At 71.7% G+C, this 12518-nt stretch carries 11 protein-coding genes; 8 read left to right on the forward strand and 3 right to left on the reverse strand.

The window, feature by feature from the left end; translation table 11 throughout:
- Positions 1–46: 46 nt before the first annotated feature.
- Together mdlC and JK364_RS18025 are read left to right on the forward strand one after the other, a co-directional pair.
- Positions 47–1681 carry a benzoylformate decarboxylase gene (gene mdlC / locus JK364_RS18020; RefSeq protein ID WP_201852117.1) on the forward strand — a complete coding sequence of 545 codons (1635 nt, stop codon included), beginning with the start codon at positions 47–49 and terminating at the stop codon, positions 1679–1681.
- Between the two features lie 7 nt (positions 1682–1688).
- Positions 1689–2459: an ABC transporter ATP-binding protein gene (locus JK364_RS18025; RefSeq protein ID WP_201852118.1), complete on the forward strand. Its 771-nt coding sequence runs from the start codon at positions 1689–1691 to the stop codon at positions 2457–2459.
- Here the strand turns inward: JK364_RS18025 and JK364_RS18030 are convergent.
- Together JK364_RS18030 and JK364_RS18035 are read right to left on the reverse strand one after the other, a co-directional pair.
- Positions 2456–5149, reverse strand: a complete 2694-nt coding sequence (locus JK364_RS18030; protein WP_201852119.1) for a carbohydrate-binding protein — start codon at positions 5147–5149, stop codon at positions 2456–2458. The two genes, JK364_RS18025 and JK364_RS18030, sit on opposite strands and share 4 nt — an antisense overlap.
- A gap of 215 nt (positions 5150–5364) precedes the next feature.
- Positions 5365–5583, reverse strand: coding sequence for an IclR family transcriptional regulator domain-containing protein (locus JK364_RS18035; protein ID WP_201852243.1), 219 nt, complete (start codon positions 5581–5583; stop codon positions 5365–5367).
- A gap of 5 nt (positions 5584–5588) precedes the next feature.
- On the opposite strand from JK364_RS18035, the gene JK364_RS18040 reads away from it, so the two are divergent.
- From JK364_RS18040 to JK364_RS18055, 4 genes are all read left to right on the forward strand, one after another.
- Positions 5589–5729, forward strand: a complete 141-nt coding sequence (locus JK364_RS18040; RefSeq protein WP_201852255.1) for a hypothetical protein — start codon at positions 5589–5591, stop codon at positions 5727–5729.
- A 138-nt stretch (positions 5730–5867) separates the two neighbouring features.
- Positions 5868–6485 (forward strand): TetR/AcrR family transcriptional regulator, encoded by a 618-nt coding sequence (locus JK364_RS18045; RefSeq protein ID WP_201852244.1) that lies wholly within the window; start codon positions 5868–5870, stop codon positions 6483–6485.
- Positions 6482–6682 (forward strand): ferredoxin, encoded by a 201-nt coding sequence (locus tag JK364_RS18050; RefSeq protein WP_201852120.1) that lies wholly within the window; start codon positions 6482–6484, stop codon positions 6680–6682. Before JK364_RS18045 ends, JK364_RS18050 begins: the two co-directional genes overlap by 4 nt.
- 80 nt (positions 6683–6762) lie before the next feature.
- Positions 6763–7998 carry a cytochrome P450 gene (locus JK364_RS18055; protein WP_201852121.1) on the forward strand — a complete coding sequence of 412 codons (1236 nt, stop codon included), beginning with the start codon at positions 6763–6765 and terminating at the stop codon, positions 7996–7998.
- 65 nt (positions 7999–8063) lie between these two features.
- Here the strand turns inward: JK364_RS18055 and JK364_RS18060 are convergent, their stop codons facing one another.
- Entirely contained in the window at positions 8064–10124 is a 2061-nt protein-coding gene (locus JK364_RS18060) for a phosphocholine-specific phospholipase C (RefSeq protein WP_201852122.1), read from the reverse strand.
- Between the two features lie 394 nt (positions 10125–10518).
- On the opposite strand from JK364_RS18060, the gene JK364_RS18065 reads away from it, so the two are divergent.
- Together JK364_RS18065 and JK364_RS18070 are read left to right on the forward strand one after the other, a co-directional pair.
- Positions 10519–11325, forward strand: coding sequence for a SigB/SigF/SigG family RNA polymerase sigma factor (locus tag JK364_RS18065; RefSeq protein ID WP_201852123.1), 807 nt, complete (start codon positions 10519–10521; stop codon positions 11323–11325).
- Between the two features lie 78 nt (positions 11326–11403).
- Positions 11404–12516, forward strand: a complete 1113-nt coding sequence (locus JK364_RS18070) for a CapA family protein (RefSeq protein WP_201852124.1) — start codon at positions 11404–11406, stop codon at positions 12514–12516.
- Positions 12517–12518: the final 2 nt, after the last annotated feature.

A 12518-nucleotide genomic window follows, 5' to 3' on the forward strand; every position in this document is an offset into this window, starting at 1 on the left:
TCGTACGCAGGACACGCCCCCCGCACCCAGCAGAGGAGGTGGCCCCATGGCCGAGCCCACCGCCCACCCCCCGACCACCACGGTCCGCGAGGCGGTGCTGGCACTGTGCCGCGCCACCGGGATGACGACCGTCTTCGGCAACCCCGGCTCCACCGAACTGCGGATGTTCCGCGACTGGCCCGAGGACTTCCGCTACGTACTCGGCCTCCAGGAGTCCACCGCCGTCGCCATGGCCGCGGGCCACGCCCTGGGCACCGGGCGGGCGGCGCTGGTCAGCCTGCACTCCGCCGGGGGAGTGGGCCACTCCCTGGGAGCGGTGTTCAACGCCTACCGGGACCGGGTCCCGGTGGTGATCATCGCGGGGCAGCAGTCCCGTGCGCTGCTCCCGCTGCGGCCCTTCCTCGGCGCCGACGAACCGGCCCGGTTCCCGCGCCCGTATGTGAAGTTCAGCAGGCAGCCGGAGCGGGCCGCCGATGTGCCCGCCGCGCTCGCCGAGGCCCACCGCGTCGCCATGAGCCACCCCCGGGGCCCGGTCTTCCTCTCCGTACCGGAGGACGACTGGGACCGCCCCGCCGAGCCGGTCGCCCCGCGCACCGTGCACGGCGGCTACACCGCCGACCCCGCCGCGCTCACCGGCCTCGCCCGAGCACTCGACGCCTCGGCGCGCCCCGCGCTGGTCGTCGGGCCGGGCGTGGACGACGAGCGCGCCGTACGGGAAGTGGCCGAACTGGCCGAGCGGCTGCGGGCCGCGGTGTGGATCAGCCCGCTCTCCGGGCGCTCCGGCTTCGACGAACGCCACCCGCTCTTCCAGGGCTTTCTGCCGCCCGTCGCCGACCAGCTGGCGGAGCGGCTGGCCGCCCACGATGTGGTGGTCGCGCTCGGCGCCCCGCTGTTCACGTACCACGTGTACAGCGAGGCCCCGCCGCTCGCCGACGGCACCGAGCTGTACCACCTCGACTGCGACCCCGCGCAGGCCGCCTGGCTCCCGGTGGGCACCAGCATCGTCACCACCCTCCGCCCCGCCCTGCGCACCCTCATCGATCTCGTCCGGCCCGCCGACCGGCCCGCGCCACCGCAGCGGCCCGCCCCCGGGCCGCTGGCGGCCACTTCGGCGGAGGAGATCTCCCCCGAGCTGGTGATGGACCTGCTGCGCGAGCGGCTGCCCCGGGACACCGTGCTGGTGGAGGAGACCCCCAGCCACCGCGACGCCCTCCACGCCCGCCTCCCCATCAGCGGCGAGGGCCGCTTCCTCACCACCGGCAGCGGGGCGCTGGGCTGGGGGCTGCCGCTCGCGGTCGGCCGCGCCCTCGCGGACGGCGAACGCGTGGTGTGCGTCGTCGGCGATGGCTCTGCGCTCTACTCGGTGCAGGCCCTGTGGACCGCGGCCCGGCACCGCGCCCCGGTGAGCTATGTCCTGCTCGACAACGGCGGCTACAGCGCGGTCAGGGCGCTGGGCCACCGCATCGGCATCGCGCCCGTACCGGGCACCGACATCGGCGGCATCGACTTCGCCGCGCTCGCCGGGTCCTTCGGCTGCCCGGCCGAACGGGTGGACCACCCCGACCACCTCCCCAAGGCCCTCGACCGGGCCCTCGCCCTCGGCCGCGACGACGGCCCCCTGCTGCTCCAGGTCCGGGTCCCCGCCGACGACTCCCCGGCGTACGAACCCTGGGCCCGGTGAGGCGGATATGCTGCGGATCGACCGACTCAGCCATCGCTACGGCGACGGCCCCGATGTGCTCCAGGACATCGAACTCACCGTTCCCGACGGGCAGTTGCTGACCCTCGTCGGCCCATCCGGCTGTGGCAAGTCCACCCTGCTGCGCTGTGTGGCGGGCCTGATCCGTCCCTCCGCCGGGCGGATCACCCTGGACGGGGAGGTGGTGGACGGCGTCCCGGACCGGCTCGGAGTGGTCTTCCAGGACTACAGCCGCTCGCTCTTCCCCTGGCTCTCGGTGCGGGAGAACGTCGCCCTTCCGCTGCGGCGGCGCGGACTGCCCCGCGCGGAACGCCATGCGGCGGCGGTGGCCATGCTGGAACAGGTGGGCCTGGCCGACGCCGCCCGCCGCCACCCTTGGCAGCTGTCGGGCGGCATGCAGCAGCGTGTCGCGCTCGCCCGCGCCCTGGCCGCCCGGCCCGCGCTGCTGCTGATGGACGAGCCGTTCGGCGCGCTGGACGCCCAGACCCGGGAGGACCTGGAGGATCTGCTGCTGCGGCTGCACCGGGCCGAGGGGATGACGATTCTGCTGGTCACCCATGACATCGACGAGAGCGTCTATGTGGCGGACCGGGTGGTGGTGCTGGCCCCGGAGCCGGGCCGGGTGCGGGCGGACCTGCCGGTGGCGCTGCCCGCCGAACGCGACCAGATCGCCACCCGGGGACTGCCGGAGTTCATCGCGCTGCGGACGGAGGTGGGGCGCGCGGTACGCCAGGGCGCGGCCCCACCTCCGCACACCTAACGCAACGTCAGCCAGTCCACGGCGGCCACCCGGTGGCCGCCCGTGGCGACGAGATAGACATCATGGGAGCCGGTCACCGTGCGGGGGAGACGCACCGAACGCTCCCGCCACTCGTCCGTGCCACCGGTCCCGCGCACCGGAAGCGTGGCCGCCACCGGTCCTTCGGGTGAGTCCAGGCGCAGTCGCAGGGCGCAGTCCCCGCAGCCGCCGGACGCCAGCCGCACCGTCAGCGTGTCCGCGCCCGCGCCGAACCGCACGCCCCGGAAGCCGATCGCGTCCCCCGTTCCGAGGACCGAGGTGGCCGCCTCGCCACGCTCGACGCCCCGGACCACCTCGGCGCGCTCACCCTGAAGAGTGGCGGCCGCGTCGGGACCGTCGGAGTAGAGCCGGACCTCGTTCACCGCCCAGGGGTTCTCGCCCGGCCGCGTCAGCTCGATCCGCAGGTAGCGGGCGGTGCGCTGCTCGAAGACCGCGTCCTGGGTGAAGGAGCGGCCGCTGACCCGGGCCACCGGCGTTCCCCAGTGCTCACCGTCGCGGCTGACCGAGACGGTGAAGCCGGCGGGGTGTCCGGTGGCGTCGAGACCCGCGTCGATCGCCAGCCGGCCGAAGGTCTTCGCGGTGCCGAGATCCACGGTGAGCGACTGACCGGCGGCCTGGGGAGCGTCCCCCTTCCACTGGGTGGTCTGCACCCCGTCGACGGCGGCCGAGGCATCGGCGCCACCCGATGCGGTCGCCTTCCAGCCGTCGTTGCGGACCCGGGTCTCACAGCCCGCCAGCCGGCAGCCGGACGACCAGATGGGCTCGCCGTACTCGTACGCGCCCTGGTCCGGCCCGTCGCCCCGGACCTCGCCGGTCACCCCGTCGACCTGCTCGCCCGCGTCGATGGCGGGGGAGTCGGCGCGCGGCCAGAGTTCGCCGTTGCGCGCGTCGGTGTAGCGCGGATCGGTCGGCGGCAGCAGGTTGTTCCGTACGACGGGGGCGGGGTCGCCGGGGCCGGAGATCTCCATCGGGGTGAGCGCCACGTCGTTGCTCACATACGTCCCGGTGGCGTCGGTGGCTCCGCTCAGCCGGACGGCGGCGGTGGAAATGCCCGTGCCGTACGAGGAGTTGTGGTCGCGGTTGCCGAGGCTGACACTGCTGTGGCCGTTGAAGAAGGTGCCGCGGGTGCCGGTGTTGTACGCCACGTTGTGGTGCAGCAGGAAGTTGCCGGAGGAGTTGTCGATGTAGTAGCCCACCTGGCCGTCGGCGTCGTGCACGGTGTTGTGGTCCACGCTGGTGCCCTTGGCGTCCAGGTTGCAGCACACATAGAACGGGCTGCCGTCGCGTGAGGTGCGCATCGCCTCGGAGAGGTCGTTGTAGGCGATCCGGTTGTCGTGGAAGGGCACACCGTTCAGCTGCCAGGCGGTGTCGATGCTCGCCCGCCCGGTGCGGCGGATGGTGTTGTGGGTGACGGTCTGGCCACTGCCGTTGACCTCGATACCGGGGGTGTAGCTGCCCATCCAGCCCACGTCGTGGATGTAGTTGCCGGTGACGGTGTTACCACTGCCGCGCAGCAGCACCCCCGTGCCCGCGGAGTAGCCGATGTCGCTGTCGCGCAGGGTGTTGCCCCGGCCGAGGATCTGGACACCGGAGTTCAGCACCCGCGAGGCGACGATGTGGCCCTCGCCGGGCGGGATGGCCAGTTCGTCGTCGCGTGGCATGGGGAGCGTGGAGAACTCCGAGATGTAGCGGGCCCGGAGCCCCTCGACCAGCACACCGGTGCTGTCGGCGCCGGTGCGCAGCGAGGTGCCCCACAGCTCGAGACCGCGCACGGTGACATGTGAGCTGCGCGAGAGGTCCACGCCCCAGCTCTCGTACTTCGCGGTCACGGTGTGGCCCGCGAGACCGCCCTTGGGCGGGACCAGATAGAGGCGGCGCGCGTCCTTGTCGTAGTACCACTCACCGGGCTGGTCGAGCGTGGCCTTGGCGCCGACCAGGTAGTAGTTGCGGTAGTTCTGGTCGCCCATGCACAGCGGGGTGCAGCGGTAGTTGCCGCCCTTGAAGTCGAGGGCGCCGGCCGATGTGGCGGTCACGGTGCCGGTCTGCTGGCTCCACGGGTTGGAACCGGCCCACAGATGGACGGTGGCGCCGGTGAAGTCGCCGTCCGGCAGATCCGGGTCGTCGATGTGCTGATCGGTGGAGGAGCGTTCGGCCACCGCCCAGGACGGATTGAGCGGATCGGAGCCGGAGTTGGGCCAGCGGCCCTCCATGGCGCGCTCGCCGTCCAGGAACAGCGCGTTCTCGCTGCGGTCGAGCGGGAGGTCCACATCGGCGGCCACCAGACCGCCGCCGGCGTCCTGCCACCCGCTCACCGCCCGCGTCCCGTCGACGGTGACCGGCCCGTCCCCGTACGCCGCCAGGGTGATCGGGGCGTCGGCGCGGCCCGAGGGCGGGGCGACCCGCTCGCGGTAGTTCCCGCGGTGGATCAGACAGGTGTCCCCGGGCCCGACCTGCTCGGTGCAGCGGCCGATGGTGCGGAACGGGTGGCGCGAGCTGCCGCTGTCGTGGTCGGCGCCCCAGGTGGCGACGTGGTACGTACGCCCCTGCTGCCCCTGCCCGCCCTGTGCCGCCGCGGTGCCCGGTAATGCCGCGGCGCAGACGGCCATCGCCGCGACGGCGGCCAGGGATATGCGCCTGAGCGTGGATCTCATCTACCGCCTCCAGTGTTCAGGGTCGACCGAAACCTAGGAGAAACATCGGATGAGGTCAACGGATGGAGGCGAATTCATGGTCAGGATTACGGAAATTCCGCGAGACAGGTCCGATGTCTCTTGCCATAAGTCGACTTATTGACAAAGAGGCGTTCGCTCGCCGAGCATGGCCCGCGTATCTCCTGACAGCACAGCCACCACTGCCATCACAGGCATCACTCGAAACGACGGGCGCTGATCTCCGCCGCGGTGTCGGCCACCAGCCGCCCCCACCGGTCCACCTCGCTCGCGGCGTAGCGGGAGTCGGGCATGGAGATGGCGACGGCGGCCACCGGCGCTCCGCTCTCCGCGACGATCGGCGCGGCGAGGGCGCAGACATCGGGCAGGTACTGATTGCGATTGAGGGCGTAGCCGTCCCGCCGGACCCGCTCCAGCGCGAATGACGGAGATCTTCCCGCGGTTGAGCCATGTCGGCATCGACTATGTGTGGGGTGGCAGCGTCGGGTTCTCCTACGACCGCATCCCGCACGCCGGCCAGGCCGCCGGGGCGTACTACAAGGCCAAGGACCGGCTCATGTGAGCCGGGCCCTTCAATCAGTTGCTTTATTTAATTCACGCGTTTTAGAGTGGCCGCGACAGCTCACAGGAACCACGGAGGCTGGAGGCCACGGTGACCGACGCACGCACCGTCCGCTCCGCCGGGACCCGCGAGGCCATCATGGCCGCGGCGGAGCGGCTCTACGCCGAGCACGGCCTGGTCGCGGTGTCGAACCGGCAGATCAGCGAGGCGGCCGGGCAGGGCAATGTCGCCGCGGTCGGCTATCACTTCGGCACCAGGGCGGACCTGGTGCGCGCCATCATGCGCAAGCATTCCGAGGCGATCGAGGAGATCCGGCAGCGGATGGCGGAGGAGACCCGCGGCAGCGAGGAGGTCCGGGACTGGGTCGCCTGCCTGGTGCGCCCAGCCACCGAGCACCTGGCCACCCTGGGAGTGCCCTCCTGGTACGCCCGGTTCGCCGTCCAGGTGATGACCGACCCCGTGCTGCGGGCGATCGTCACCGACGAGGCCCTCACCCGGGAGCCGCTGCGGGAGACCCTCTACGGCCTGGGCGGCTGCCTGGACGCGCTGCCCGCCGAGGTACGGGCCGAACGCGGCGACATGGCCCGCCAGTTGATCACCCACACCTGTGCCGAACGGGAGCGCGCCCTCGCCGAGGGGACCAGTACGCGCCAGCCGTCCTGGGACGACACGGGCGGCGCGCTCACCGACGCCATCACCGGTCTGCTCCTCGCCCCCGTCACCCGTCGTTCCCCTGCCAAGGAGGCCCGGACATGAAGATCACCGTCGACGAGGAGAAGTGCTGCGGCGCGGGCCAGTGTGTGCTCATCGCGCCCGAGGTGTTCGACCAGCGCGAGGAGGACGGCATCGTCGTGCTGCTCGACGCCGAGCCCGCCGACGGGCATCACACGGCCGTCCGGGAGGCCGCGAGCGTCTGCCCGGCCGCCGCGATCCAGCTGAGCGAGACCACGTGACCACACCGTCGAGCGTGGTGGTGGCCGGTGCCTCCGCCGCGCAACGGGGGCCCACTCCCAACGACCCTCGGAGGAAGACCATGACCACCTCGCCCGTGGCCGACGACGCGTCGGCCGAGATCCCCGCCTTCCCCCAGCCACGCGCCGCGGTCTGCCCCTTCGACCCGTCCCCGGAGCTGCGCGGGCTGGCGAGCTGGGGCCCGCTGACCCGGGTCCGGTCCTGGAACGACAGCACCCCCTGGGTGGTGACCGGCCACGCCGAGCAGAAGACCCTGCTCTCGGACCCCCGGCTCAGCGCCGACTTCTCCCACCCCGGCTTCCCGAGCCCCGTTCCCCATACGGGCGGTGAACGGCGATCCACCGACCTGAGCTTCGTCGGCATGGACGATCCGGAGCACGCCCGGCTGCGCCGCATGGTCAGCGGCGCCTTCACCATCAAGCGGGTCGAGGCGATGCGCCCGGTCGTGCAGGAGATGGTGGACGACTTCATCACCCGGATGCTGGCCGGACCGAATCCGGCCGACCTGGGCCAGGCGCTGGCGCTGCCGCTTCCGTCGCTGGTCATCTCCGAGCTGCTGGGCGTCCCGTACGAGGACCATGAGTTCTTCCAGACCAACAGCAAGGTCCTCGTGTCCGCCGTTGCCACGCCGGAGGAGCGGGCCGCCGCGCACACCAACCTGTACGGGTATCTGGACCAGTTGGTGGGGGAGAAGCTCGCCCGGCCCGGTGACGATCTGCTCTCCGGGCTCGCCCAGCAGATCACGGCGGGCGAGCTGACCCGCCGTGGGGCCGCGGCGATGGGGGTACTGCTGCTCCTCGGCGGCCACGAGACCACGGCCAACATGATCACCATGGGGACGCTGCTGCTGCTCCAGCACCCCGAACAGCTCGCCCGCGTCCGCGAGGCCGACGACCCCAAGGTGATCGTCTCCGCGGTGGAGGAACTCCTGCGCTACCTCAGCGTCGTCCACCTCGGACGCCGCCGGACGGCGCTGGAGGACATCGAGGTCGCCGGCCGGACCATCCGGACCGGTGAGGGAGTGATCCTCCTCGGCGAACTGGCCAACCGGGACCCGGCCGTCTTCCCGGACCCGGACCGGCTGGACATCGGCCGGGACGCCCGCCACCACCAGGCGTTCGGCGTGGGCACCCACCACTGCCTCGGCCAGCCACTGGCCCGGATGGAACTCCAGGTGGTCTACCCCACCCTGTTCCGCCGTGTCCCCACCCTGCGGATGGCGGCGGACCTGGCGGACATCCCCTTCAAGTACGACGCGGTGATCTACGGAGTGTACGAACTCCCCGTCACCTGGTAGCCGTTCCGGCGCGCCCGCCCGGCGGGTAGCCGGACGGGCGCGCGACGAGGGGCCGGTGGCGAGGCTCAGTCCGCCGAGAGCGCGGGGTCGCTCGTCCCCGCACGGCCGGTCTCCACATGTCCGGCCAGCCGGCGCAGATAGCCGTTGTCGTGGTCGGAGACCACCGACAGGTCGTACCACTGGTGGCTGCGCCCGGTCCGCGCGGTGTGCACCACCCGCGCCCCCGGCCGGAGCCGGTAGCTCGCCGACTTCTCCTCGTGGTAGCCGTCCGTGACGGTGAGCCGCACCGTCGCGTCGCCCTGGTTGACGAGGGTCAGCTCGACCTCCCCGGTCGCCCGGTCGTGACGGGCGCTCACCTCGGGGCCCTTGCCGGTGGCGTGGCCGGTGAAGTGGCGCAGGAAACCGGCCGGACCGTGCACCTGGAGGTCATAGGCGCCGTTGTCCGCCGAGGAGCGCCGCCAGCTGCCGGACAGCCGCTTGCCCGCCTCGACGGTGTAGCCCCACGGCCCGCCCGCATGGCTCGCGGAGGTCACGTGGAAGTGCGCGGCGGTGCCCTTGCCGTGGTGGACGAAGTCGACCCGCAGACCGCCGTCGGCGCCGGTCGTGGCATCGGCCGACAGATCGTACGGCAGCGGCCTGGCAGGGCGCAGCCCGGACTCCTGCCGGGGCAGCGAGGGGTTCGCCGGGAGCTTCGGTACGTAGTCCGGGTGCCGCTCGTTGTCCTTGGGCCGGTAGCCGCTGGTGTCCGGCAGGGCCGGGACCTTCACATCGGTCCGGGAGAAGTCGAAGGCCTCGGTCAGGTCGCCGCACACCGCCCGCCGCCACGGCGAGATGTTCGGCTCCTCGACGCCGAAGCGCCGCTCCATGAGCCGGATGACCGAGGTGTGGTCCAGCGTCTGCGAGCAGACCCAGCCGCCCTTGCTCCACGGTGACACCACCAGCATCGGCACCCGCTGCCCCAGCCCGTACGGGCCCGCGGGCTGCGAGGAGGAGCCGGCGTACAGCTCCCCGGTGGTGTCCACGGTCGAGGCGCCCCGCTCGGCGGCGGGCGCGTACGGCGGCACCACGTGGTCGAAGAAGCCGTCGTTCTCGTCGTAGGTGATGAGCAGCGCGGTCTTGCTCCACACCTCGGGGTTGGAGGTGAGCGCGTCCAGCACCTGGGCGACGTACCAGGCGCCGTAGTTGGCCGGCCAGTTGGGGTGCTCGGTGAAGGCTTCGGGGGCCGCGATCCAGGAGATCTGCGGCAGCTTCCCGGCCTTCACATCGGCCCGCAGGACGTCGAAGAAGCCGTCGCCGTGCTTGGCGTCGGTACCGGTGCGGGCCTTGTCGTACAGCGGGTCGCCGGGCTTGGCGTCGCGGTACTGGTTGAAGTACAGCAGCGAGTTGTCGCCGTAGTTGCCGCGGTAGGCGTCGTCGATCCAGCCCCAGCCGCCCTTGGCGTCGAGCCCGTCGCCGATGTCCTGGTAGATCTTCCAGGAGATCCCGGCCCGCTCCAGGCGCTCGGGGTAGGTGGTCCAGCCGTAGCCGGCCTCCGCGTTGTCCAGCACCGGGCCGCCGCCCTTGCCGTCGTTCCCGGTGTAACCGGACCACAGGTAGTAGCGGTTGGGGTCCGTGGAGCCGATGAACGAGCAGTGGTAGGCGTCGCAGATGGTGAAGGCGTCGGCCAGCGCGTAGTGGAACGGGATGTCCTCGCGGGTCAGATGCGCCATGGTGGTGGCCGACTTCGAGGGCACCCACTTGTCGTACGCGCCGTCGTTGAACGCCACATGGCCGTCGCCCCAGCCGTGCGGCAGGTCCTGGAGGAACTGCAGCCCGAGGTCGTTCACCTCGGGGCGGAACGGCAGAACCTCCTTGGAGCCGTCGGACTGGTGCCACACCGGCTTGCCGCTGGGCAGCCGCACCGGCCGCGGATCGCCGAATCCCCGTACCCCGCGCAGGGTGCCGAAGTAGTGGTCGAAGGAGCGGTTCTCCTGCATCAGCACGACGATGTGCTCGATGTCCCGCAGACTTCCGGTCCGGCGGTTCGCCGGAATCTCCGCGGCGCGGGCGATGCTGGCGGAGAGGAGGGACATGGCCGTGCCGGTGCCAGCAAGTTGCATGAATCTTCGACGGTCTATGGAGGTCATGACGCTCCGGTCTCCTGTGGCGTTCGAAGGGAAGCGGGGGGAACCGGTGCAGTGTCTTCCGCCGAGACGGTACGGACAACGGCAGATGGGCGAAACGGCGGGAAAGCCTGCGTAAATCTTGGCCGTGGGCCGAATCCTTGTCACGACCCCTCCCACATGCCCATACGGGCCACGCACCGGGCCGATGTGACGCACGACGCACCGGATGGAACGGCATCCGTGGAGATGAACTCCGTTTCGCCGCGCCGAGGAAGGGCACGCGAACAGTGTGCTTCGGACCGGAGGCACGCCATGGGAGCAGCCCGGCTGCGGAAGGCGTGTCCACGGTCGCCCGAGTTGTCCGGATTGCCAGCGCCTGTGGTGACACCGACGACAGCCCAAGGGAGACCCGCCCATGACGGCCGCACGAGCACACCCCCGAACACACCCCAAGCACACACACGACGACGCCCCCGACACCTCCGCCGACTTCCGCCGGATCGCCGGTCTGCCGGACGGTCAGGAGAAGGACACCCTGCGGCAGGATGTCGTACGGGCCTGGATGCCGATGGCCGAGCGCATCGCCTCGCAGTTCCGCAACCGCGGTGAGAGCGCCGAGGATCTGCGGCAGGTGGCCATGGTCGGACTGGTCAAGGCGGTCAAGCGCTATGAGCCGGACCGGGGTTCGGCCTTCGAGAGCTACGCCGTACCGACCGTGGTCGGGGAGGTCAAGCGGCACTTCCGCGACCACATGTGGGGCCTGCACGTTCCGCGCCGGGTCCAGGAGCTGCGCAACCGGGTCCGCACCGCCATCCAGGAGCTGACCCGCTCACCGGACGACCGCTCGCCCGGCGTCAAGGACATCGCCCGGCACACCGGCATGACCGAGGAGGACGTCCTCGTCGGCATGGAGGCGCTCGACAGCTTCCGCACGCTGTCGCTGGACGCCGCACTGCGCGGCGCGGACGACGGCTACGCGCTGGTGGACACCCTCGGCTCCACCGAGTCCTCCTACGAGCGGGTGGTCCAGCGCGAATCCCTCAAGCCGTGCCTGCGCAGGCTTCCCGAGCGCGAGCGGGAGATCCTCTACCTGCGGTTCTTCTGCGACGAGACCCAGAGCCGGATCGCCGATCGGCTCGGCATCTCCCAGATGCATGTCTCCCGGCTCATCAACCGCACCTGCGCCCGCCTGGGCCAGGAGGTCGGCGCCCGTGCCGCGTGACGCCCACGCGCCGTTCACCTGTCCGGGTCCCCACCCCGGCCACGGTCACTCATGGCGACGCACGCCTATCGTTGAGGTATGCACGACCCGGCGGTGACGCTGTTCCTCTGCGGCGATGTGATGCTCGCCCGCGGGGTCGACCAGATCCTGCCGCATCCGGGCGATCCGGAGCTCCAGGAGCCCTACATCCGCGACTCCCGGGCCTATGTGGAGCTGGCCGAGGAGGCGAACGGCCCGATCCCGCGCCCGGTGGACTTCTCCTGGCCCTGGGGCGACGCCCTGGCCGTGCTGGACGAGGAGGCGCCCCAGGTGCGGGTGCTCAACCTGGAGACGAGCGTCACCCGCAGTGATGAGTTCGCCCCGGGGAAGGACGTCCACTACCGGATGAGCCCGGACAACCTCCCCTGTCTGACCGCGGTCCGGCCCGATGTCTGCGTCCTGGCCAACAACCATGTGCTCGACGGCGGCCGGCGCGGGCTCGACGAGACGCTCGACTCGCTGGCCGCCGCCGGGCTCCGGGCGGCCGGAGCGGGCCGTGACGCGGCCGCCGCGCGGCGCCCCGCCGCCGTCCCGGCCGGGGACCACCGCCGGGTGCTGGTCTTCGCGTTCGGCGCGGCTTCCAGCGGCATCCCGGACCGGTGGGCCGCTGCCGAGAACCGGTCCGGGGTCGACTTCCTGCCCGAGCTGTCGGACGCCCGCGCGTACGCGATCATCGACCGCGTACGGCAGCTCAAACGCCCCGGCGACCTCGCCGTCGCCTCGGTCCACTGGGGCGGCAACTGGGGGTACGGCGTCTCACCGGACCAGATCCACTTCGCCCACGCCCTGATCGACGGCGGTGTGGACCTCGTCCACGGCCACTCCTCCCACCACCCCCGCCCCCTCGAGGTGTACCGCGGCAAGCTGGTCCTCTACGGCTGCGGCGACATGGTCGACGACTACGAGGGCATCGGCGGCTACGAGCGGTACCGCGACGATCTGCGGCTGCTCTACTTCCCCGAGCTGGATCCGGACACCGGCCGCCTGGTGGGCCTGCGCATGGTGCCCCTGCGGTCGCGGCGGATGCGGCTGGAGCGCACCGGCCACGACGACGCCGCATGGCTGGGCGGCACCCTCGACCGGGTCGGGGCCTTCCTCGGCTCGCACATCGACGTCCGGCCCGACGACGTCCTCACCCTGCGCCGGTCCTGACC

This window comes from Streptomyces endocoffeicus (genome assembly GCF_016741935.1).
Taxonomy (GTDB): Bacteria; Actinomycetota; Actinomycetes; order Streptomycetales; family Streptomycetaceae; genus Streptomyces; species Streptomyces endocoffeicus.